Genomic DNA, 21,131 nt, shown 5'->3' with positions numbered 1-21,131 from the left:
ATCTTCGCAGTTTATCTGCATACGTGTCCTGCTGCAGCCAACCGGCTGGTCTGACGCTGCTCGCGGCCGGAATCGGCGCGGCACGCGACAGCGCCCGCGCGTGCGTGACGCCGGCCAGGTCTCAGCGAAGAAATGAAATGGACGGTGAGGGTTTTGAGCGCCTCAGCGTAATGGCGCGCGCTTACTCGGGCGCAGGGTCGCTGCTTGCCGCGGCCTCGTACATCTCGCGCGCGCGCCTGGTCACGGCCGCATAGCGCGCCGTCGCGCTGAGGCTCATCAGGCCGGCGCGCACCAGTCCGAGAATGGCGCGTCGGGAGTGGAATGGTCCGGTCTTGCTCGCGGCATATCCGCGCGGATAGAGCTGCAGGCGGCCGGCGAGCGCTTCCTGCAACGCCTCCTTCTGGGTCGCGCTCAGGCGACGGCGCCGCGCGGGCTTGCTTGCTTCCGCCAGCATGCGCAGCTCGATGCCCGACGGTTTCCGTGGTGCGCCCTTCATTGTCAGCTCACATTCCGGCCGACTGGCGCGACCTTTCGCGAGGCCCGGCGCCCGGCCGGCATCGCCATGGACGCCGGCATGTGGCACATCATGGCTTGCGCTGTTGCTCATTCGTGGGACAGAACCGCATTTCGAGCAGCGGCGGCATCTGACGAAGGTCAGGACCGGTTGTGACGAAAGTCATATTCGTTTGCGACCGCTGCCGGCTTACGCCAGAGTGGGCTGCTCGCTGAGCTGATGGGCAACGCATGATCGATCTGAGCGCGGATTTGCTTGCGGCCGCAGAAGCCGACGTCATCGGTCTCGCCGTCATCGGCGCCGATCGAAGCATGCAGCGGAAGATCGGCCGGTTGGTCGAGTGGCTTCCGGCAACCGGCGTCGATTGCTGCGAGTGTGTGTTGCTGGTCGGCATGGAAGCCGAGTTGGCGGCGCTTGCCGGAGGCCAGCGGGACATGATCGCGCTGGCCGGTGTGCGTGGCGCGTCGCCTGACATCACGCAACCGATGACGGCGGTCGTGCTGTGGAACGGCGCGCAGTCGCATTACTTCGTCATCGCCATGCCGGATTTTGCCGGCCGTCAGGTCGAAACGCTGCTCGGCAGCGAGCGTCGCGCCCGGCGCCTGATGGAGCAGCAGCTCGAGGCGGCGAGCGCGGAGGTGCGCTTTGCCTCGCTGGCGCGGACGCGGCTGCGGCTGGCTCGCGATCTGCACGATACGCTGGTGCACTCGATCGTGGCGCTGCTGACCCAGATCCGGCTGATCCGGCATTATTTGTCGGCCGATCCCGCCCGTGTGGCGGACAGCCTCGCGACCGCTGAAGATGCGGCCGCGAGCGGCCTGAACCGCGCCCGCGAAGCCATCGACCGCCTGCGCACGCCCGACGACCTGAAGCTTGATCCCGATGTCGAGGGGCTGCTCAGCGACTTCGCCGCGCGCAGCGGTGTCAGGGTGTCGATCCAGATCGACGAAGCGGCGCGCTCCGGCCTGCGCGATTGCGGCCTGACGGTTCAGCGCATCCTCAGCGAGGCACTGCGCAATGTTCAGACGCATGCGCGGGCGCGCCGCGTCTTCTTTCACGCCTTCGACGAACCGGCCGCGGTCGGCCGCAAGCTGATTGTCGAGATCCGCGATGACGGCCGCGGCTTCGATCTCGCGGTCCCGACGCCAGGACATTTCGGATTGATTGGCATGGCCGAATTTGCTGAACTTGTCGGCGGCAGCTGCGCGGTGGAGAGCGCGCCCGGGCAGGGAACGCTGGTCCGGATCTCGCTCCCCGTGGCGGTGCCGCCGGCGGCGTCTGCCGGCGTGCTGGCCGATTGAATTCGTTGCCGCGCATGCAACGCGTTTTCGAGAGGATGACGGAAAGCCCGTGAGCAGAATTGAGAAGATACGGGTGCTGATCGCCGAGGATCAGACGCTGATCAGGGAAGGTATCGCGACGCTGCTCGCCCAGCAGAACGACGATTTCGAGATCCTTCCCGGCGCGGCCGATGGCGAGCAGGCCATCGAATTCGCGCGGCGTTACCGGCCGGATGTCATCCTGATGGATCTGCAGATGCCGCGGGTCGACGGCATCGCCGCGACCCAGCGGATTCTCCGCGAATTGCCGCAGACCCATATCGTGGTGCTGACGACGTTCGAGACCAACGACCTGATCTTCGAGGCGGTGAGCGCAGGCGCCAAGGCTTATCTGTTGAAGGACGCCAGGATGGAGGAGATCGCCTCGACCATCCGCGCGGTCATCAACGGCCAGTCCGGGCTTTCGCCCGGCGTCGCCGCGCGCATCCTCGACGAGTTCAAGCGGCTGCGCGGCCCGCGCGTCTCGGCGAAGCTGCCGGTTCGCGACGGGCTGACGGCGCGGGAGAATGAAATTCTTACGCTGATCGTCGAGGGCAAGAGCAACACCGAGATCGGCGAGCAGCTGCATTTGGCCGAAGGAACCGTGAAGAACTATGTCAGCACGATTCTGGAGAAGTGCCAGGTCAAGAACCGTACAGAACTCGCAATAAAGGCAATAACTTACTAGAAATAATTGGCCGTGATCGCACAACCACGCGGTTGATCCGGCTGAGATTGCTCGCCTTTCTCTGGGCCGCGCCCGCAAAATTGGCTATAGGGTTGTTTCGGATTTGCTTTTTGACACCGCAGGTCCGGATTGCGCGGCTACGAGTAAGCGGGAAATGACCATGAAGGGTATCGAGCGCCAGACCAAAGGTACGGACGGACCGGCGGACGCTGCGGCGGCCGGCAACGGCGTGGATCCGGCGGCGCATGGCATGGCGGCGATCGATCAGGTTCGCGACCTGCTGTTCGGCGGCGCGCAACGTTCGCTCGAGACCAACCTCTCGGGTCTGCGCGAGGAGATGCAGGCATCGCTCAAGCAGATGCAGGCGGACTTCACTAACGAGCTCACCGCGCTTTCTGCGCGGCTCTCCGACCTCGAGCGGGATACCGAGCAGAAGCGGCTCGACTCGCTGAAGGATGTCGGCGCGGCGATCACCCAGCTCGGCTCGGTCATCAGCGGATTGGGATCCGGCCGCACGGGCAAATAGCATGGCAGCTGCTGCCGGCCAGAACCGCGAGATCGAGCAGCTCAAGACATTGCTGTTTCAGCCCGAGGCGACGCGTCTGACGTCGCTGGAGGCCGACCTCGACTCGCTGCAGCGCTATGTCGGCAACGCCGACCGCCTGGAGACGGCAACCGCGGGCATCCTGGTCGAGGCGCTGGAGCGCGCCGAGGTCAACCGGCCGCGCGAGCTCGCCAGCGCGATTGCGCCGGTCGTGGTCTCGGCGATCCGCAGCGAGATCAAGAACTCGCGCGAGCAGATGATCGAGGCGCTCTATCCGATCGTCGGCCGTCTGGTCAGCGCCGCGGTGGCAAATTCGTTCAGGGAGCTGGTTGCCTCGCTCGAGCAGCGCATCAATGCGTTGACCTCGGCGCAATTGTGGGTCGGCCGCGTCAAGTCGCTGGTGACGGGACGCCCGATCAGCGAATTCGTGCTCGCCGATCAGCCGCCGCAGATCAACCGGCTCCTGATCATCGAACGCGGCAATGGCCGCCTGATCGCGGACTGGAAGCGCGATGCGACCGCCGACGAACGCGCCGACCTGCTCAGCGCGATGGTCGCGGCGATTCTGGAATTCTCCGTGCAGGCGCTGGCCGGCGAAGGCAATCTGCAGACGCTCGATTTCGGCGGACGGCAGCTCGCGCTGCGCGCCTCGCCCCGCTTCATCCTGGCGGCGGAGTGCCTGGGACCGCTGCGGCCCGCCGACAACGCCAGGATCAACTCGTTGTTCTTCGATGCGATCGAGCGCATCGACCGCGGCGCGGATTGCGACGGGCCGATGCTGGCGTCGCTGGCTGCCGCGATCGAGACCGACGATACGCCACGGCGGATCGCGAGCCGGCGCGGCAAGGTGATCCTTTTCGCCTTGCTCGCGGCATTGGCCGCGCTGCTGCTCTGGCTTGCCGCGACATCGGTGACGCGCGGCCTGTTGGAGCGGCGGACCCAGGCGGCGCTGGAACAGCTCGCCGCAAAGCAGCCGTTGCTGGCCTCGTTCCCGCTGCGGCTCGACTTCGATCACGGCAGCCGAAGCGTGGCCGTTTTAGGCATCGAGCCGAGCCAGCTGGAGACCGCGCCCTTGATCGATGCGCTCGCCGCGGCCGCGGCGCCGTACAAAATCGTCAACCACATCGGTCTGGTGTCCGCACCGGAGCAAGTCGCGGCATCGCAGGCCGGCATCGCGGGCCTGCAGCAGAGCCTGACGCGGCTGCAGGCGAGCCTCGACCAGATGCGCGAGGCGATCGGTGCGCAGGCGAAGTCGGCCGACCAGAAATATGCCGCCCTGACCGAGCAATATGACAAGCTCGGCGAGCAGTACGCCAAATTGGCCGAGCAATATTCGAAGCTGCAATCCGTCGCCGATGGCCCGGCGGCGCGGCTCGACCGCTTCATCGCCACCACCGCGATCTTCTTCGCGAACAATTCAGACGAAGTCCTCGACAACGACCAGGCCGAGCAGCAGCTGCGCGAACTCGCCGGACTAATGGCGAACAACGATCTCAGGCTGCGCATCGTCGGCTATGCCGATCAGAGCGGCACGGAAGGTACCAACCGGACGCTGGCGCGCAAGCGGGCCGAGCAGGTCCAGCGCAGGCTGACCGCGCTCGGGGTCGATTCGTCGCGGCTGATTTTGGTTTCGCGCGCGGCGACGATGCCGATCACCGACCGGGTCGACTCCACCGTCGGCGGTAATCGCCGCGTGGCGTTCGAGACGGTCTATCGAGGCGAAGTGGCCCGCTGATGCTCACCGCGAAAGTCATGCTGCTCGGCGATATGGGGGTCGGCAAGACGTCGATCCTCTATCGGCTGATCTACAACCGGTTCGAGGGCCAGTACAAATCGACGCTGGGCGTCGAGATCCTGAGCCACGACGTGGCGCCGGCGGGTGGCAGCGATCCGACGCGCCTCGTGCTGTGGGACACCGACGGCGATTTCGGCACGCAGATCTTCGACACCGTCTACGTCACCGGCGCGTCCGCCGCCATCATCGTGTCCGACGTCACGCGGCCGCAGACGGTGACCCGCATGGTGGAACTGGTCCGCGGCTTCGAGGAGCGCTTCCCCGGCCGGCCCTACCGGGCGCTGCTGAACAAAATCGACTTGCCGGAAGCCGCGGGCAGCGCGGGCGCGATTGCCGGGCTTGCGAAGTCGAGCGTCAAATCGGTCAGCGCCAAGACCGGCGTCGGCATCGCCGAGAGCTTTGTCGAACTCGCCCAGACCATCCGCCGCCGCCAGCTCTAGCTAGCGACAACGCGCACACGTCTGTGTCAGCCGCCCCGACTTCTCGGGGCTGGCGAATCGGGCCGGGACGGCTGACTTCATCGCACGTGGGGCGTACGATGAAAGGCTCTCGCGCGGCCGCAGAAAGCCGCACGCTTTCTCCGCCGACAGCACCACGCCGTCCCACACTCCGATAGTGACGATGGTCATCTTCCGCTCGGCCAATGGCCTGCCTATCGTCCGCCCCGTCACTGGAAACAGCCACGGGACGAACGGTGTCTCGGGCGCACGGAGCGAGAGATCATGAGCATTTTTGGAAGCATCATGGGTGCAATCTTCGGCCACGGCGCCCAGGCCAAAACCGCTGAGAGCACAACGGCGGCTGCGCCCGGCGCAGCGCCATCGACATCGACGTCTGCATCTGCTGCGCCCGGCACGGCGGCGGCACAAACCGTCGACGTCGCCGCGATCGTCGACAAGGCGGCCGCGGCGACCGGCGAGAAGCTCGACTGGCGCAGCTCGATCGTCGACCTGATGAAGGCGCTCGGCCTCGACAGCAGCCTCGCGGCGCGCAAGGAGCTCGCGAAGGAGCTGCACTACACCGGCGACACCAGCAACAGCGCCGCCATGAATGTCTGGCTGCATCAGCAGGTGATGGCGAAGCTCGCCGCCAATGGCGGCAAGCTGCCGGACGACATCAAGACCTGACGTCCCGCCTCGAGCCGTGCGCGGCGCTCGCGCCCGCACGGCTCCGAACGATGTGTATTGCGTGAGGAGCAGTTGCGATGACCTCATCTCATCCTGCCATCCTGAACAGGCCGCGCGCTGGTGTGGTGCGGTCCGTCGCATTGGTCGGCGCGGCACTCGGATCCGTCGCGCTGACGCTCGGCATCCTTGTCGCCACCGCCCGCGCGGATAACGCCCGCGACGAGCCGCGGTCGGAAAATGCGAATGTGCAGCGCGCCGCGCAGAACCCGCCTCCGGCGCGGGTCATCCTGCCGGCGCCATGGGAGCAGGCCGCGCCTGCGCAGCCAGTCGCGGCGCCCGCGAAGCCGGCCGATCGCAAATAGTCTTTCGCCCCCTTGGAGCGGCCGGCGACCCGGTCGCCGGGCCGTGCCACCGCATTCATTTGGAAAACAGGAGATCAGATGCTGAAGGAATTCAGGGAATTCGCCATGAAGGGCAACGTCGTCGATCTCGCCGTCGGCGTGATCATCGGCGCGGCATTCGGCGCGATCGTTTCGTCGATGGTGGCCGATGTCATCATGCCGATCATCGGCGCGGTCAGCGGTGGGCTCGACTTCTCCAACTATTTCACCGCGCTTTCGAAGTCGGTGACCGCGACCAACCTGGCCGATGCCAAGAAGCAGGGCGCGGTGCTGGCCTGGGGTAACTTCCTGACCCTCACGCTCAACTTCCTGATCGTCGCCTTCGTGCTGTTCATCGTGGTCCGCCTCATGAACCAGCTCAAGCGCGAAGCGCCCGCGGCGCCGGCCGAACCGCCGAAGCCGACCAAGGATCAGGAGCTGCTCACCGAGATCCGCGATCTCCTCAAGTCACGCGCGTAGCAATCGCTGCGAATGCCACTGCGTACAGCCCCCAGCTCTGGAGCCTAGCCATGCCAGATCAGGTCAAGCTGCCCCGAAAATTGTCGCAAGAGCCCGGCGGTGCAGAGCCGCTACGGCCGAGCCACCGGCGGGTCATCGAGGAACTCGATCGCTGGGCCAACAGTCCCGGCCTGCAGCCGCCGAGCGATGAAGAAAAGCCGGACGACGACAAGCGCTAGGCGGCCGTGACCTCGCATGGCCGGATCGCGGCCGTTTCGGTCAAGCCCGCCGGGCCGTCGCGATCAGCGCGGTCGACGGAATCGCGAAGCTGTCGCCGACCCGCCTGCGCTCGATCTCGGCGCGGAAGGCGCGCGCGACTGCGGCGCTCTGGTCGGCATCGAGCCCGCTCCAATGCGGCATGAACTCGAACAATTTGTCGACGTCGGCGGGATTGGCGACATTGAGCTTGAAGTCGTGGGTGATCTCGGCAATCGCCGGATCGGAGAAGCCGGCGGCGATGAGCGCAGCGGCGAGGCGGTCGGGGTCGGCGAGCTCGGCGAGGCCCGTGCACGGCATCGGCGTGACATTGTCGGGATAGAGCCGCCGGATGATCTGCGAGAGCAGGAGATGCACGGCGGCGCCATCGGCGCTCTTCCAGACCGCAATCGCCGCCGATCCGCCCGGTCGCGTCACCCGTGCCATCTCGCAGAGGCCGGCGCGCCAGTCCGGAAACAGCATCACGCCGAACACCGACACTGCCGCGTCGAAGGCGGCATCCGGCAGGTCGAGCGCCTGGCCGTCCATCTGCCGCGCCTCGATATTCGCCACACCATGCGCGCGGACACGTGCCACCATGCCGGCGGAGAAATCGATCGCGGTGACCTCGGCTCCGGTGCGGGCGGCGGCCAGCGCCGCGGCGCCCGTGCCGGTGGCGACGTCGATCACCCTGGATGACGGGTCGATCGGAAGCGTTGCGACCGCGGCGTCGGCGAACAATGTCGTGAACGGCTGCGACTGCGCCTCATAGGCGGCGACCATTTTGTCCCAGTGCGCGGGATCGTTGTACGGCAGAGGTTTCGCCTGCTCACTTGACTGCATGAATCTGATCCTCGAGACTTTGTTTGTGTTTGGCGAGCCGGCGCTTGAAATCCTTCGCGAGCACATCGAGCGTCACCGCGCCGAGCCGCTTCAGGAACAGCGCCTCGACCTCGCGAAACGTGTCTCCGAGCGCGTCGTTGACGGCCTGTTCGACCAGGCAGCCGGGATTTTCCGAGCGATGGCCCATCGCAACGATCGTGGGCGCGCCGACCGCGCGATAGATGTCCGCGAGCGTGATGTCGGCCGGATCGCGCGCCAGCGTCCAGCCGCCGCCATGGCCCTTCTCCGAATGCACCAGACCCTGCTCGCGCAGCCCCGCCATCACGCGGCGCACCACCACAGGGTTGGTGGCCATCGCCTGCGCAAGTTGCTCCGACGTGACCGGCTCGCCGGCCCCGATCATGTGGAGCAGGCCATGCAGGACGCTCGACAGGCGGCTATCACGTATCATGTAACTTCATATGTTACATGAAGCGGCGGCCGTCAAGGGGGCGATGGTCTGTCGCCCTCCTACCTCCCCTTGAAAAGGGGAGGTCGCTTTGCTCGTCAGAGCAAAGCGGGTGGGGATCAGCTCGCTCCACTTGCAGCGTCGTCTGCGGCTGACCCCCATCCCGACCTTCCCCCTTTCAGGGGGAAGGAGAAGATCAGCCTGCGCCCGGTTGTGATTCTTCAATCTGGAATAGCGTGCCGGATTTCGCGGCGTCGCCCGTTTAATCCGCATCGGGGTCGTTGGCAGGGGCGGTATCGTGGGCAGCGTGGCGGTCGATCGGATGTTGCGGGATGCGGTGGCGCATTATGGCGCGGGCCGCGCGGCGGAGGCCGGCACGCTGTGCGGCGACATCCTCACCGCCGATCCCGACCATGTTCCGGCGCTGCATCTGTCCGCCGTCATCGCCTTCGTGACCGATCGTGCCGCGGAAGGCGCGGTATTGCTCAACCGGGTGTTCAACCTCGATCCGGACCATGCACCGGCCTTCGCCACCCTCGGCGATGCGCTCGCCGTGAAGGGCGAGCACGAGGGCGCGGTGGCGGCGTTCGAGCGCGGCGTGACGCTGCGGCCGCAGGATGCCGGCCTGTACATCAAGCTCGGCGTTGCGCTGTGTGATCTATCGCGCTTCGACGAGGCCGAGGCCGCGTTCCGGCGCGCGATTGCGCTCGATGGTGGCCTGACGCGGGCGCGGTTCAACCTCGCCGTCGCGCTGGCCGGGCAGCAGCGACCGGTCGAGGCGGAACAGGCCTATCGCGAGGTGATCGCGCGCGATCCGGTCTATCGCGGCGTCTGGCTCAACCTCGGCAATGTGTTGACCGATCAGAAAAGGCACGAAGCGGCCGCCACGGCCTATCGCCGCGGACTTGCCGCGGATCCTGACAATGCCGGGCTGCATTGCGGCCTTGGCGCCGCGCTCTATCGCCAGGGCTTGCTGGAGGATGCGATCCTGCACTACCGCCGCGCGATCGCGCTCGATCCCGGCAACCTCGCGCCGCAGCGCCTGCTTGCGATGGTGCTGCACGAGCTGGGCGAGCGCGCGGAGGCCGTCCGCATCTATCGCCAGGTCTCGGCCCGCGACCCGTCCGATCACGTCATCCTCAACAATCTCGGCGCCGGCCTGTTCGAGCTCGGACAGGTCGACGACGCCATCGCCTGCGCCGAGCTCGCGCTCGCGCTCAAGCCGGACTACGCCGCCGCGCACACCAATCTCGGGATCATCTTCGAGGCGCAGAATCTGGTCGAGGCGGCGGTCGCGGCGCATCGGCGCGCCATCGAGCTCGACCCGCTCTATGCCAAGGGCCACGCCAACCTTGCGGTCGCGCTGCGCAATGCCGGCGAGATCGATGCGGCGCTGATGGCCTCGCGCCGGGCGATTGCACTCGATCCTGAGCAGCCGCTCGCGCACTACAATCACGCGCATTTCCTCCTGATGAACGGCGAGTTCGAGGAGGGCTTTGAGGAGTATCAGTGGCGCCGCAAGACCAGGATGCTCAGCGACGGCGATCCCGTGTTCGACGAGCCGGAATGGCAGGGCGAGCCGCTCGCTGGACGCACGCTGCTGCTGTTTGCCGAATATGGACTCGGCGACGCCATCAATTTCGTCCGCTATGTGCCGATGCTGGAGGGGAGGGGCGGTCGGATCATTCTGCAGGTGCAGCCGGGGCTGGTCGCGCTGCTGCGGCCGATGCTGCCCGATGTTGCGGTGTTCGCGCGCGGCGAGCCGCTGCCGCCGTTCGATCTGCAACTGCCGCTGCTGAGCCTGCCGCGGATCTTCCGCACCACCGTCGAGACCATTCCTGCAGCGATATCCTATCTGCGGGCGGATGTCGTCAAGCTCGCGCGCTGGCGCGAGGCGCTCGCCGGCGTGACCGCGCTGAAGGTCGGCGTGGTCTGGGCCGGCAATCCCAGGCACAAGGGTGACCGCCAGCGCTCGCTGCCGGCGGACGCCGTGCTGCCGCGGCTGGTCACATCGGGCGTGCAGCTGTACAGCCTGCAGAAGGAGCCGCGGCCGGACGATGCTCCGGTGCTGCGGGGCCTTGGCGCCGACATCATCGACCTCGCGCCGACGCTCGGCGATTTCGCCGACACCGCGGCGGCCGTCTGCGCGCTCGATCTCGTCATCGCCGTCGACACCTCGGTGGCGCATCTCGCCGGCGCGCTCGGCCGCCCGGTCTGGATGCTGTGTCCCTATGCGCTCGACTGGCGCTGGCTGCGCGATCGCGCCGACACGCCCTGGTATCCGACCATGCGGCTGTTCCGCCAGGACAGACCGCAGGCCTGGGATCGCGCGCTGGCGCGCGTGTCGGACGAACTCGCGCGGCTCGCCGGCGGAGAGCGCGAGTTGCTGTTGCCGGCACGTTTAGCGCGTTGACCGGCCATCACCCCGCACTCATCCCCTGCGCGCCGCCGAGCAGCTTCACGTTGAGCCGGCCGCCGTCGAACAGCATCTCGTTCAGCGCTGCGTCGATGTCGTCAGCAGTGACATCCTGGCCTCCCCCGCGGGCGATGCTGGCCTGAGCGATGCGGCGCATCAGCTCCTTGATGAATGCGGCGCTGACCCCGGCGGTGCGCTGCACCGCTGCGTCAACCACGGGCGGTTCGAGCGGCAGGCCCTTGCCGTACAGTCGGATCAGCTTGCCGCGCCCGGTCTCGTCGGGCACCGGCACCTCGATGGCCTGGTCGATGCGGCCGGGCCGGCCGGCCAGCGCGCCTTCCAGCTCCTCGGGCCGGTTGGTGGTCAGCACGAACAGGATGTCGCAGTCCTCCTTCAGGCCGTCCATCTCGTTGAGCAGCTTGTTGAGCAGCGATTCCTCGCACGGTCCGCCCATGTCCTCGCGGTCGCGCGCGATCAGGTCGACATCCTCGATCACGACCATGGTCGGCTGCAGCAGCCGCGCGAGGCTCATATAGGCGCCGAGCAGGCCGACCTGCTCGGCGGTGATGATCAGCGTGGTGTGATCCGGCAGGTTGGTGGCGAGATAGCGAATGGTGTGGGTCTTGCCGGTGCCGGGCGGGCCGTAGAGCAGGATGCCCTTGCGGGTCGACTGCCCGAGCTTGCGCAACAGATCGCGGCTTTCGACGAAGTCGAGCACGTTGCGGTCGAGCAGCCGCAGCGTCCGGTCCGGCAGGATCACGTCATCGCGCGCGACCGTCGGCAGGCGATGCACGGTCACGCCGCGGGCGCGGCCGCGATAGTCGGCGGCATCCTCGAGCGACAGGATCTTGCCGCGATAGGATCGTGCCGCGTACACGGCCGCTTCCAGCTCGGCAAAGGTCCGCTGCACCAAGGCGTTTCCGGCGACGCCTGCGGGCACCGCGAGCTCGATCCGCAAGCCCGGCTCGGTCTGATAATCACGATGGTAGCTGAGCAGCACCGCGTAGCGCAGCTCTCCGGTTTGGCATAGCCACAAGCCATTGGTCAGGCATTTCACCGACTCAGGCTCGCCAACGTCGACGTCGTGATACTGCGGCGGCGCGATCGGCGGCGCGTTGCGGCTGTTCTCCATCAGCGAGGCAATCGCGAGGGTCTCATAGCGGTGTTGCTCATGAATGCCGAAGAAATGGATCGGCACATCGAACAACCTGTCGATCGCGATCTGAACGTCCGCTCGCATGTGACCGGGAAATTGTCGCGACCGGGTCATGATCTGATTGCGCGGCGTCCCGGCAAAATGCCAATCGAGCGCCATGAAGGCATATCTGAACTCCTCGCTCGGTAGATTTTCCGAGCTTGCCCGCGCGGCGATCAGGCAGTTGCCGCACAGGCAGACTGTCCGGCGGATGAGAAACACGTCGGTGACGGGCTCCAGCGCGCCACAGAGATCGCACGGCCGGGCCGCGTCGGCGGCCGATGCGGTGATCAGCAATGGATGCCCGTTGTTGCGGATCAGCTGTTGGGCGGACTCCAGCAGTGCCTTGGCCACCGTCGCGGGATAGGGGCCGCATGCGAATCCGTTCTGGGCCTCGATTCGCGCGGTGACGGCAACAGCCTCTTTCCGGGACTTGCCGAATACCGTGCGCAGCAGGTTGCGCATGAATTCTATCGGTGTCTCGTCGTCATCATGGATGAAGAGCCTGACCGGACCGTTCTCGGCAAAAACGTCGTGCATGAAACCCCCGAAACGCAATTGGGAACAAAAGAACAAAGTAAGAACATCACGGCGGCTCCTGCGCGTCAAGCGAAAGATTCTGCGGTCTCACCCCTGACGTGTAGTGAGCCGGCCGGGAACGCGCACTGGAAGTGTAAACGCGGCTCAACGCCTGTGACGATTGTGTTGCGGCAAATGCCAAGAGATGGCCGTCACAGCGGCAAACTTCCGACACACCATCGGGGCGAAAAGGAGTATCCGACATGGCGCGAGCGCGAGAGCAGATTCCTCCCAAGGGTTTGCGGTCGCGCAGTTATTTTATGAGGCCCTCGTGTCGCACAAACTTCGCCTTGCGCTGCTTCTCGTCTTCACCTTGTTCGTCTCTCCCGCGCTGGCGCAGCCGGCCGCCAAGCCGGCGCCGCCGCAACCCGCTACCGGCGACGCGCTGACGCCCGAGCAGGCGAAACGTGCGCTCGACACGCTGCAGGACGACAAGAAGCGCGGCGAGATCATCAACACGCTGCGCGCCATCGCCAATGCCTCGCCGCAGGCGGCGGCCCAGCCGGCGCCTGCGCCGGAGCAGCATTCGCCGATCCCGCTCACCGCCGACAGCCTCGGCGCACAGCTGTTGCTGATGGTGTCCGAGCAGGTCGGCGAGATGTCGCGCGAGGTCGCCGACGTCGCGCGCACGCTGACGCATTTCCCGGCGTTCTACTACTGGTTCGTGCGTACCGCCAACGATCCGGTCGCCTATGGCCTCTTGATCGATATCGCCTGGAAGCTGGCGCTGGTGTTCGGCTGCGCGCTGGCCGCCGAATGGGTGGTGTTCCGCCTGATCAAGCGGCCGGTCGCGTTCCTGGAAGCGCGGCTGCCGCAGACCGCGCGCATGCCGGTGCAGACGCTCGCCATCGTCGATCCGCCGTCGTCGGTTGCCGACGTCACGCCGGCGCCCGAGTTGCAGCGGCGCCGGCTCAGCCTGGCGCGGGCCTGGCAGTCGCTGGTCCGGCTGCCCTTCGTGCTTGGGCGCCTTTTGCTCGAATTGCTGCCGGTCGTCGTGTTCGGCGGCATCGCCACCGCGCTGCTCGGCACCGAGATCGGCGATCAATCGACCACGCGGCTCGTGATCCTGGCCGTCGTCAACGCCTATGTGTTCTCGCGCGTCTTGATTTGCGCGGTGCGCGCGCTGGCGGGGCCGTTCGGCCTGTTCCGCGTCCGTGCCGAGACCGCGGCCTATATCGAGATCTGGGCCCGGCGCATCGTCGCCGTCGGCGTCTCGGGCATCGCCTTTGCCAATGTCGCGCTGCTGCTCGGGCTGCATCGCGCCGGCTACGCCGCGCTGATCCGGCTCGTGATGCTGGTCGTGCATCTGTTCGTCGTCGTCATCATCCTGCAGTGCCGCCGCCAGGTCGCCGACGCCATCCGCGCGCCGGCCGATCGCACCGGGCTTGCGGCGCGGACGCGCAACCGGCTCGCGGCGCTCTGGCATGTGCTGGCGATCGCGCTCGACCTCGCGCTGTGGGCAGTGTGGGCGCTCAACATCCGCAACGGCTACTCGCTGCTGCTGCAGTATTTCGTCGGCACCGTCGCGGTGCTGCTGGTCACCCGCCTCGTCACCATGGTGGTGCTGAGCCTGATCGATCGCGGCTTTCGCATCAGCCCGGAGCTGATCCAGCGCTTCCCGGGGCTCGAGACCCGCGCCAACCGCTATCTGCCGCTGCTGCGCAAGGTGGTCACGGCAGTGATCGCCTTCATTGGCTTCGTCGCGCTGCTCGAGGTCTGGGGCGTCGATGCCATCGTCTGGTTCTATGGCGGCCAGATCGGAAGCCGCCTGATCTCGGCGCTGGTGACGATCGGCATTGCCGCGCTGGCCGCGGCCGTGATCTGGGAAGTCGCCAATGCGCTGATGGATCGGCAGATCGAGACCCTGTCGCGCGACGGGCATTACGCCCGCGCCGCGCGCTTGCGCACCTTTCAGCCGATGCTGCGAACCGCGCTGTTCTGCATGATCGTCGCGGTGGTCGGCCTCACGGCGCTCAGCGAGATCGGCGTCAATGTCGCGCCGCTGCTGGCCGGCGCCGGCATCGTCGGCATCGCGATCGGCTTCGGTTCGCAGAAGCTGGTGCAGGACCTGATCACCGGGCTGTTCCTCCTGATCGAGAACACCGTGCAGGTCGGCGACAACGTCACGGTGTCGGGCCTCTCGGGCGTGGTCGAGAACGTCTCGATCCGCACCATGCGGCTGCGCGCCGGCGACGGTTCGGTGCACGTCGTGCCGTTCAGCGCGGTGACGACGATCACCAATTCCAGCCGCGGCGCCGGCAATGCCGCGGTCAGCGTCAACGTGTCCTACAAGGAGGACACCGACCGCGCCGGCGAGGTGCTGAAGGACATCGTCGCCCAGATGCGCCAGGAGACGGCGTATCGCGCATTCATTCGAGGCGACCTCGAATTGTGGGGCGTCGACAAGGTCGACGGCTCGGTCGTGACCATCGTCGGCCAGATCCGCTGCACCGATAGCGGACGCTGGGCGGTGCAACGCGAGTTCAACCGCCGCATGAAACGGCGCTTCCAGGAGGAGGGCATCGAGATCGCCTCGATGGGCCAGACCATCCTGATGCAGCTTCCTCCACCCTCCGAGCCCGATACCAACGCCCAGCCGCGCCGCGCGGCGGGCTGATCCGGCGCTCCGCTTCACCTCGCCCCGCTTGCGGGGAGAGGTCGAATTCGAGCGAAGCTCGAATTCGGGTGAGGGGGAGTCTCCGCGAGAGTATCTGCTTCCGTGTGTGCGAAGGCAGCCCGAGCCAACCAGCGGGAATGCTTGCCGGCGCGTCTCATGGTTGCGACACGTCTCGCGACGGTGAGACGCCGCCAGCCTTGCCAAGCCCGCTGACCGGCGCGCAGCCGGCCGAAATCCGGCCGTTCTCACCCATTCCCTGCGACTTCCTCCGCTGGCACAGCGCTTGCTGATCGTCATGCAATGCGCGGCAAGACGCATTGCACGACTGAACCCAACGCGAAGGAAGGAAACGCACATGGAGCTTGGATACTTCACTATGCCCTCGCACCCGCCGGAGTGCGGATTGAAGGAGGGCCACGACTGGGACCTGCAGACGCTGCGCTGGCTCGACGAGCTCGGCTACCAGGAAGCCTGGATCGGCGAGCATCACACCGCACCCTGGGAGCCGCACCCGTCGCCCGACCTACTGGTGGCGCAGGCGCTGCTGCAGACCAAGAATCTGCGCATCGGGCCCGGCGGCTTCCTGCTGCCGTATCATCATCCCGCCGAGCTCGCGAACCGCGTTGCGATGCTCGATCATCTCTCGAACGGGCGCCTCAACTTCGGCGTCGCGGCCTCGGGCCTGCCCAGCGACTGGGCGATGTTCAATGTCGACGGCATGTCGGGCCAGAACCGCGACATGACCCGCGAGGCGCTCGAGATCATCCTGAAGATGTGGTCCGAGCCGGGACCCTGGACGCACAAGGGCAAGTACTGGACAGTGAGCAAGCCGGACACGATGTTCGACTTCCTCAAGCCGCACATCAAGCCGTTGCAGGGGCCGCATCCGCCGATCGGCGTCGCCGGCCTGTCGAAGAATTCGGACACCTTGAAGCTCGCCGGCGAGCGCGGCTTCATCCCGATGAGCCTCAACCTCAACCCGGCCTATGTCGGCAGCCACTGGGATTCGGTCGAGGCCGGCGCCGCCAAGACCGGCCGCAAGCCGAGCCGCAAGGACTGGCGGCTGGTGCGCGAGGTGTTCGTGGCGGATACCGATGAGGAGGCGTGGAAGCTGTCGACCGGCGACATGATGGGCCGGATGATGGGCGAGTACTTCCTGCCGCTGCTCGGCCATTTCGGCTTCAAGGACTATCTGAAGCACGCGCCCGACGTGCCCGACAGCGACGTCACCGTCGAATATTGCGCACGCCGGAATTGGATCGTCGGCTCGCCCGCGACCGTCACCGAGAGGATCGAGAAGATCTACCGGGAGGTCGGCGGCTTCGGCGTCCTCTGTGTGTTCGGCTTCGACTACAAGCACAAGCCGGAAGCCTGGCGGCACTCGCTGGACCTGCTCAAGAACGAGGTGATGCCGCGGCTCAAGCATCTCGGAGCCGAGTTCGAGAAGGCTGCATGACAGCTGCGCGGGGTGCGGGGCTTGCCTCGCACCCCGCCTCGCATATCTTGAACGAAATGTTTTTACCGAAGCATGATCCGGCGGATCATGCTCAGACAGGGTTTGCGGCATGACGGTCGACGCACAGAGTTTCAAGCAGGCGATGCGCCATTGCGCGGGCGCCGTCGCGCTGGTGACGGTCGGCTCGGAGACCGGGCAGCGCACCGGCCTGACCGTGACCTCGGCCTGCTCGCTGTCGGACAATCCGCCCTCGGTGCTGGTCTGCGTTAACCGTAACGCCAGCGCGCATCAGCGCATCCGCGAGGAGCGCCATTTCGTCATCAACTTCCTGAACGAGGACCACGCGCTGCTGGCGCTGACCTTCTCCGGACAGAAGGGCGTCAACGGCGACGACCGTTTTGCGTTTGGGCGCTGGACCACCGGCGCCACCGGCGCCCCGGTGCTGGAGGATGCCGTCGCGGCGTTCGACTGCGTGCTGGCGCAGGAGCTCGAGACCAAGACCCATTCGATCTTCATCGGCGAGGTCCAGCACGTCCGCGCCGCGACCACAGTCGACCCGCTGATCTATCTGCGCTCCGGCTTCCAGAGCGTGCGCAACATCCATGATCCGGTCGAGCTCGGCGACGTCGATGCGCGGCGTGTGAGCTGGAACGAATTTTCCTGAAACGTACTGACATCTGCGAGGCGGACGGGTCCAGGTACCCGATCCTCTCTCAATCGTTTGAGAGCTGTCGGGCTGCGTCGCCTTGAGGGCGCAATGCTGACGACCCGTCTTGCACGCGTTTGATGGCTTTGGCCCGGCCGTGCGACCGCTGGCCGAGCCAACGCTCATGTGAGGCGTCGCTGTCCTTGCCGTGGTCCCGCGGACGCTGCGCTGCTATGACCCCGGCGTTCTCACGACCAGTTTGATGTTCAGAAGATTGACCCCCTTGAAGGGGTTCGGCGCGCTTTCGATCGTTCCTGTGCCCGTTGCATTCGCATAAGCGCCCGTGCCCGAAAGGATCGTATATTCGCCGTTTGATTTTCCGTCCTTGATCGCGCCGGTGTAACGCGCGGTGATCGCGCCTTCCTCGAACGTGTAGGTGCTGTAACCGTAATAGGAGCCCGAGCCCTTCAGCATGTCTCCTGAATGGACGAACTCCTTCACCCCGATATGGCCATCACTGAAGATGGCGACACCAAAGAACTTGCCGGAAACGACCGTCTGCCCCTCGACGTTTGCTGCCTCGATGACCTTGACGTCGACAGGCTTGGTGACGAGCTTGAACTCGAGCACCTTCTCACCCGCTAACGCGGTCGACCCCGCAACGACGATTGCCACGCTGGAAACGAAAAAGGTGATAAAATTCCGCATAGACTCCTCCTGCGTTTGCTGAAATCAAATCAAGGAGTGCACAGCGGGCTATACGTCATGCCCAGCATTTGCGTTGCAGCACGAAAGAGAGCCCGCGGTTATATCCCGGCAGCGGCCGAAGCTTTCGGTACCCCAGCACGCTGGCTGGAACGCACGCATTAGTCTACGTGACGGTAAGAGGTTCAGCAAGCGTAGACACCAACGGCTCATGCTCGTCAGACGACAGACTCCGCGACATCAGAACAGCCGTGGCGTGCTATAGTGTGGTTGCGTGCGAGAGAGCGACACAAGAGGTCGCGCGACGTACCAATGACGATTGCCGCCGGCAAATCCGGAAAGCATGTCTCAAGAAACCTCGTCACCGACAAGGAGTATCACCATGAAGATCGTTGTGATCGGCGGTACCGGACTGATCGGCTCAAGGACCGTTGCCATTCTGCGCCAGCGCGGCCATGACGTCGTCGCCGCCTCGCCGAAGAACGGCATCAACGCCATCACCGGCGAGGGGTTGAAGGGGGCGCTGGCCGGCGCGGCCGTCGTGATCGACCTCGCCAATTCGCCCTCGTTCGAGGACAAGGCGGTGATGGAATTCTTCGAGACCTCCGGCCGCAACCTGCTGGCGGCGGAGAAGCCGGCCGGCGTCAAGCACCATGTCGCGCTGTCGATCGTCGGCACCGACCGGACGCCCGAGAACGGCTACTTCCGCGCCAAGGTGGCGCAGGAGAAGCTGATCGAGGCGTCCGGGATTCCCTACACCATCATCCGCGCGACCCAGTTCATGGAATTCGTCGGCGCGATCGCCGATGCGGGCGCAGTCGGAAACACGGTGAGGCTCTCGCCCGGCCTGTTCCAGCCGATCGCGGCGGAGGACGTCTCCGCGTTCGTCGCCGATATCGCGCTCGAGCCGCCACGCAACGGCATCGTCGAGATCGCAGGTCCCGACCGCGCGCCGTTCAACGAGATCGTGGCGCGCTATCTGAAGGCAAAGGGCGACCCGCGCGAGGTGGTGAAAGACCCTGACGCGCTTTACTGGGGCGGCCGGGTCGAGCAGCACTCGCTGGTGCCGCTCGGCGAGGCGCGCCTCGGCCGGATCGATCTGAACGAATGGCTGCGCCGCGCGCGACCGGCGGCCTGACGGTATCGGCTATTTGAGCCACACCAGCAGTGGGACGGGCGCGCGTCCTTCGCAGGACAGCGTGCCCTCGTAATTGCGCGTCTTGCGGGCGCTGTAGGTGCAGGGCGCGCCGTCCAGCACCAGCTCGGCGGTGACCTGGGAATCCGCGCCCGTGATTTGCAGCTTGATTTCTCCGGCGCGTTCGTCCGGCCCGTCTTGCGTGCAGATGCCCACATGCTTCATCTTGAGCGGTCCGGAGAACTGCCTCGGCGCGCCCGGCGCGCTTTCGGTGAGATGTCCGGTCAGCTCCCATTCGCCGAGCACGCCGGCCTGGCCGAGGATCTCCATCGCGCCAAGCGGCAGGGTATGGCAAAGCGATAGCGCAACGGCGCCGAGCAGCGCCGCTCCACCGTTGCGCCATGTCGCCCGTGGCATCACAGCTTGCTTCCGGTCGTCTGGCGCAATTCGATCAGCTCCGGCCGCGACAGATCGGCATCCGCGGTGAGCCGGGCAATCTGATCAGCGCATTCCCGGATCTTGGCCTGATCGCCGGCCGCCTTGGCGCTCTTGATCATGCCGAGATAAGTCGCTAGCCGGTTGGGCTCCTTCTTGAGCACGGCCTCATAGGCGGCGAGCGCCTCCCTGGCCGTGCCGCGATCGAGCAGCATCGCCGCGTAGAGCTCGCGCGCCGGCGCCAGCGGTCCCGGCGTGACGGGATGCTTCTCGGTCTTGTCTTCCGCCTCCGCGGCGGCATTCATCGCGCTGAGCGCATCGTCGTATTTGCCTTCCGCGTACAGCACCCAGGCGCTCGCGATCTGCTGCTGGATGTCGACGATGTTGGACCAGTAGGCGTCCTTGGCGTCCTTCAACTTGTCGCGCAACTCGACCAGCTTGGCGACATCGGCTTTGGCGGCGGCGGGGTCACCCGAGCGCGCGGCGCCGACCGCGCGGGCGAAATAGGTGATGGCATCCGCATAGGCGTATTTGGTGGGATGCACTTGAAGCGCGGCGGCACCCTTCCAGTCGCCGCGTTCGAAGACATAGCGGGCCTGGCTTGCCGCCACCGCGAAGGGGCCTGCGAACCGGTCGAGCTTGAACTGGAGCTTGCCGAGCTCGTCGATCACAGCACGTGCCTCCTTGTCCTGGCCGAGCTGGAGATAGGCATACACCAGATAGTCCATCGCGTGTGCCTGGTCCTGCTGTTCGCCGTCTTGCTTGGCGATGCGCGCGGATTCCTTGTTCGAGGCGATCGACTCCTTCCAGTAGCCGACCCGCGTGAAGATGTGCGACGGCATGTGCTGGGCATGCGGCGCGTGTTCGGCGATCTTGGCATAGCGCATCGCCGCGGGGAGGCCCTTCTCCGCGAGCGCCGGGTAGTCGTAGAGATGGATCAGATAGTGGGCGATGCCGGGGTGCTCGGGCTGGCGCTTGAAGATCGGTTCGAGCAGCGCCGCGCCCTTCAGCTGGTTGGCATAGGTCTTGTCGCCCGGCGAGGCCGCGACGTTGAGCGTGATCGCATAGGCGATCTGCGCCTCGTCATCGTGGGCATAGTGCGTCGCGACCTGCTCTTCGGCGGCGAGGAATCGCTGCACGCGGGTGCGGTGATCGACCTTGTCGTAGTCGACATACATCGCCGCGATCGCATCGATGTATTCCCGCTCGCGCGGGGTGCCGGCATTCAGCGCCTGGCCTTTTTTCGCTGCTTCAAGGCCGAGCGGAAGGTTTTCCGGCGGCGGAGGCGCGTGCGGATTGTAGAGATAGCTGAGCGCGATGCCCCAATAGGCGATGGCGCATTGCGGGTCCGCCTCCAGCACCTCCTCGAAGGTTCGTCGCGACGCGCTGTACCAGAACGAATGCTGATACAGCATGGCGCGATCGAACAGCTCCTGCGCTTCGGGCTTGCAGGATGTTACAAAATGGACTTTGCCCAATCGTTGCTCAGTGGAATCCGAGGCGGCAGGCTGCGAAATGGTCGCGGCAATGAGGCCAACGACCACAGCGAGGGGAAACCGTGTCATGGGACCCGCT

Annotated in this window: 21 protein-coding genes; 14 read left to right on the top strand and 7 right to left on the bottom strand. The window is 66.0% G+C overall.

Features of this window, described 5'->3' with window-relative positions:
* Window positions 1-181 precede the first annotated feature (181 nt).
* The gene (locus ACVI1L_RS10600) at window positions 182-496 is read right to left on the bottom strand and encodes a hypothetical protein (RefSeq protein ID WP_456782831.1); all 315 of its coding nucleotides are present in this window, start codon (window positions 494-496) and stop codon (window positions 182-184) included.
* 248 nt (window positions 497-744) lie between these two features.
* Here ACVI1L_RS10600 and ACVI1L_RS10595 point away from each other — a divergent pair, with 248 nt between their 5' ends.
* The 9 genes from ACVI1L_RS10595 (at window position 745) to ACVI1L_RS10555 (ending at window position 7,065) form a co-directional block, all read left to right on the top strand.
* A complete protein-coding gene (locus ACVI1L_RS10595; protein ID WP_456782830.1) occupies window positions 745-1,815 on the top strand; it encodes a histidine kinase in 1,071 nt (356 codons plus the stop codon).
* A 49-nt stretch (window positions 1,816-1,864) separates the two neighbouring features.
* Complete coding sequence (locus tag ACVI1L_RS10590; protein ID WP_028335911.1) at window positions 1,865-2,521, top strand: response regulator transcription factor; 657 nt, start codon at window positions 1,865-1,867, stop codon at window positions 2,519-2,521.
* Window positions 2,522-2,681: 160 nt separating this feature from the next.
* Window positions 2,682-3,047 (top strand): hypothetical protein, encoded by a 366-nt coding sequence (locus ACVI1L_RS10585; RefSeq protein ID WP_233442850.1) that lies wholly within the window; start codon window positions 2,682-2,684, stop codon window positions 3,045-3,047.
* A gap of 1 nt (window position 3,048) precedes the next feature.
* Window positions 3,049-4,800: an OmpA family protein gene (locus ACVI1L_RS10580; protein WP_456782829.1), complete on the top strand. Its 1,752-nt coding sequence runs from the start codon at window positions 3,049-3,051 to the stop codon at window positions 4,798-4,800.
* Window positions 4,800-5,300, top strand: a complete 501-nt coding sequence (locus tag ACVI1L_RS10575) for a GTP-binding protein (RefSeq protein ID WP_076834938.1) — start codon at window positions 4,800-4,802, stop codon at window positions 5,298-5,300. Before ACVI1L_RS10580 ends, ACVI1L_RS10575 begins: the two co-directional genes overlap by 1 nt.
* A 282-nt stretch (window positions 5,301-5,582) precedes the next feature.
* On the top strand, window positions 5,583-5,987 hold the full coding sequence (locus tag ACVI1L_RS10570) for a DUF3597 domain-containing protein (protein WP_310881095.1): 405 nt from the start codon (window positions 5,583-5,585) through the stop codon (window positions 5,985-5,987).
* 77 nt (window positions 5,988-6,064) lie between these two features.
* Window positions 6,065-6,349 carry a hypothetical protein gene (locus tag ACVI1L_RS10565; protein WP_141340903.1) on the top strand — a complete coding sequence of 95 codons (285 nt, stop codon included), beginning with the start codon at window positions 6,065-6,067 and terminating at the stop codon, window positions 6,347-6,349.
* Between the two features lie 78 nt (window positions 6,350-6,427).
* Window positions 6,428-6,847 (top strand): large conductance mechanosensitive channel protein MscL, encoded by a 420-nt coding sequence (gene mscL, locus ACVI1L_RS10560; protein ID WP_057018930.1) that lies wholly within the window; start codon window positions 6,428-6,430, stop codon window positions 6,845-6,847.
* Window positions 6,848-6,897: 50 nt separating this feature from the next.
* A complete protein-coding gene (locus tag ACVI1L_RS10555; protein ID WP_168857300.1) occupies window positions 6,898-7,065 on the top strand; it encodes a hypothetical protein in 168 nt (55 codons plus the stop codon).
* A gap of 40 nt (window positions 7,066-7,105) precedes the next feature.
* On the opposite strand, the gene ACVI1L_RS10550 is transcribed toward ACVI1L_RS10555, so the two are convergent.
* Entirely contained in the window at window positions 7,106-7,924 is an 819-nt protein-coding gene (locus ACVI1L_RS10550) for a class I SAM-dependent methyltransferase (protein WP_233475585.1), read from the bottom strand.
* On the bottom strand, window positions 7,911-8,375 hold the full coding sequence (locus ACVI1L_RS10545; protein ID WP_168857299.1) for an Rrf2 family transcriptional regulator: 465 nt from the start codon (window positions 8,373-8,375) through the stop codon (window positions 7,911-7,913). The genes ACVI1L_RS10550 and ACVI1L_RS10545 overlap by 14 nt, the downstream gene beginning before the upstream one ends.
* A 319-nt stretch (window positions 8,376-8,694) precedes the next feature.
* Between ACVI1L_RS10545 and ACVI1L_RS10540 the strand changes: the two genes are divergently transcribed.
* Window positions 8,695-10,785 (top strand): tetratricopeptide repeat protein, encoded by a 2,091-nt coding sequence (locus tag ACVI1L_RS10540; RefSeq protein ID WP_456785536.1) that lies wholly within the window; start codon window positions 8,695-8,697, stop codon window positions 10,783-10,785.
* A gap of 7 nt (window positions 10,786-10,792) precedes the next feature.
* Here ACVI1L_RS10540 and ACVI1L_RS10535 read toward each other — a convergent pair whose 3' ends face one another.
* The gene (locus ACVI1L_RS10535; protein WP_456782828.1) at window positions 10,793-12,523 is read right to left on the bottom strand and encodes an ATP-dependent Clp protease adaptor ClpS; all 1,731 of its coding nucleotides are present in this window, start codon (window positions 12,521-12,523) and stop codon (window positions 10,793-10,795) included.
* Between the two features lie 310 nt (window positions 12,524-12,833).
* Here ACVI1L_RS10535 and ACVI1L_RS10530 point away from each other — a divergent pair, with 310 nt between their 5' ends.
* The 3 genes from ACVI1L_RS10530 to ACVI1L_RS10520 all read left to right on the top strand — a co-directional run bounded on the left by ACVI1L_RS10530 (window position 12,834) and on the right by ACVI1L_RS10520 (window position 17,299).
* A complete protein-coding gene (locus tag ACVI1L_RS10530; protein ID WP_253588666.1) occupies window positions 12,834-15,179 on the top strand; it encodes a mechanosensitive ion channel family protein in 2,346 nt (781 codons plus the stop codon).
* Window positions 15,180-15,534: 355 nt separating this feature from the next.
* A complete protein-coding gene (locus ACVI1L_RS10525; RefSeq protein ID WP_076831185.1) occupies window positions 15,535-16,635 on the top strand; it encodes an LLM class flavin-dependent oxidoreductase in 1,101 nt (366 codons plus the stop codon).
* 109 nt (window positions 16,636-16,744) lie between these two features.
* Window positions 16,745-17,299, top strand: coding sequence for a flavin reductase family protein (locus ACVI1L_RS10520; RefSeq protein WP_057018925.1), 555 nt, complete (start codon window positions 16,745-16,747; stop codon window positions 17,297-17,299).
* Window positions 17,300-17,512: 213 nt separating this feature from the next.
* On the opposite strand, the gene ACVI1L_RS10515 is transcribed toward ACVI1L_RS10520, so the two are convergent.
* A complete protein-coding gene (locus ACVI1L_RS10515; protein ID WP_057018924.1) occupies window positions 17,513-17,989 on the bottom strand; it encodes a hypothetical protein in 477 nt (158 codons plus the stop codon).
* Window positions 17,990-18,368: 379 nt separating this feature from the next.
* On the opposite strand from ACVI1L_RS10515, the gene ACVI1L_RS10510 reads away from it, so the two are divergent.
* Window positions 18,369-19,124: an SDR family oxidoreductase gene (locus ACVI1L_RS10510; protein ID WP_253588667.1), complete on the top strand. Its 756-nt coding sequence runs from the start codon at window positions 18,369-18,371 to the stop codon at window positions 19,122-19,124.
* A gap of 9 nt (window positions 19,125-19,133) precedes the next feature.
* On the opposite strand, the gene ACVI1L_RS10505 is transcribed toward ACVI1L_RS10510, so the two are convergent.
* Entirely contained in the window at window positions 19,134-19,538 is a 405-nt protein-coding gene (locus tag ACVI1L_RS10505; RefSeq protein ID WP_229192436.1) for a hypothetical protein, read from the bottom strand.
* Window positions 19,538-21,121, bottom strand: coding sequence for a hypothetical protein (locus ACVI1L_RS10500; protein ID WP_456782827.1), 1,584 nt, complete (start codon window positions 21,119-21,121; stop codon window positions 19,538-19,540). The genes ACVI1L_RS10505 and ACVI1L_RS10500 overlap by 1 nt, the downstream gene beginning before the upstream one ends.
* Window positions 21,122-21,131: the final 10 nt, after the last annotated feature.

The sequence above is a fragment of the Bradyrhizobium sp. USDA 4516 genome, from assembly GCF_054055915.1.
This window is presented reverse-complemented; position numbering and strand designations above follow the sequence as displayed.

What these genes read in the sequence shown, in the direction of transcription:
- ACVI1L_RS10600 (WP_456782831.1), bottom strand. Translation starts at nt 496, where the DNA reads ATGAAGGGCGCACCACGGAAACCGTCGGGCATCGAGCTGCGCATGCTG.
- ACVI1L_RS10595 (WP_456782830.1), top strand. Translation starts at nt 745, where the DNA reads ATGATCGATCTGAGCGCGGATTTGCTTGCGGCCGCAGAAGCCGACGTC.
- ACVI1L_RS10585 (WP_233442850.1), top strand. Translation starts at nt 2,682, where the DNA reads ATGAAGGGTATCGAGCGCCAGACCAAAGGTACGGACGGACCGGCGGAC.
- ACVI1L_RS10580 (WP_456782829.1), top strand. Translation starts at nt 3,049, where the DNA reads ATGGCAGCTGCTGCCGGCCAGAACCGCGAGATCGAGCAGCTCAAGACA.
- ACVI1L_RS10575 (WP_076834938.1), top strand. Translation starts at nt 4,800, where the DNA reads ATGCTCACCGCGAAAGTCATGCTGCTCGGCGATATGGGGGTCGGCAAG.
- ACVI1L_RS10570 (WP_310881095.1), top strand. Translation starts at nt 5,583, where the DNA reads ATGAGCATTTTTGGAAGCATCATGGGTGCAATCTTCGGCCACGGCGCC.
- ACVI1L_RS10565 (WP_141340903.1), top strand. Translation starts at nt 6,065, where the DNA reads ATGACCTCATCTCATCCTGCCATCCTGAACAGGCCGCGCGCTGGTGTG.
- mscL (WP_057018930.1), top strand. Translation starts at nt 6,428, where the DNA reads ATGCTGAAGGAATTCAGGGAATTCGCCATGAAGGGCAACGTCGTCGAT.
- ACVI1L_RS10555 (WP_168857300.1), top strand. Translation starts at nt 6,898, where the DNA reads ATGCCAGATCAGGTCAAGCTGCCCCGAAAATTGTCGCAAGAGCCCGGC.
- ACVI1L_RS10550 (WP_233475585.1), bottom strand. Translation starts at nt 7,924, where the DNA reads ATGCAGTCAAGTGAGCAGGCGAAACCTCTGCCGTACAACGATCCCGCG.
- ACVI1L_RS10545 (WP_168857299.1), bottom strand. Translation starts at nt 8,375, where the DNA reads ATGATACGTGATAGCCGCCTGTCGAGCGTCCTGCATGGCCTGCTCCAC.
- ACVI1L_RS10540 (WP_456785536.1), top strand. Translation starts at nt 8,695, where the DNA reads ATGTTGCGGGATGCGGTGGCGCATTATGGCGCGGGCCGCGCGGCGGAG.
- ACVI1L_RS10535 (WP_456782828.1), bottom strand. Translation starts at nt 12,523, where the DNA reads ATGCACGACGTTTTTGCCGAGAACGGTCCGGTCAGGCTCTTCATCCAT.
- ACVI1L_RS10525 (WP_076831185.1), top strand. Translation starts at nt 15,535, where the DNA reads ATGGAGCTTGGATACTTCACTATGCCCTCGCACCCGCCGGAGTGCGGA.
- ACVI1L_RS10520 (WP_057018925.1), top strand. Translation starts at nt 16,745, where the DNA reads ATGACGGTCGACGCACAGAGTTTCAAGCAGGCGATGCGCCATTGCGCG.
- ACVI1L_RS10515 (WP_057018924.1), bottom strand. Translation starts at nt 17,989, where the DNA reads ATGCGGAATTTTATCACCTTTTTCGTTTCCAGCGTGGCAATCGTCGTT.
- ACVI1L_RS10510 (WP_253588667.1), top strand. Translation starts at nt 18,369, where the DNA reads ATGAAGATCGTTGTGATCGGCGGTACCGGACTGATCGGCTCAAGGACC.
- ACVI1L_RS10505 (WP_229192436.1), bottom strand. Translation starts at nt 19,538, where the DNA reads ATGCCACGGGCGACATGGCGCAACGGTGGAGCGGCGCTGCTCGGCGCC.
- ACVI1L_RS10500 (WP_456782827.1), bottom strand. Translation starts at nt 21,121, where the DNA reads ATGACACGGTTTCCCCTCGCTGTGGTCGTTGGCCTCATTGCCGCGACC.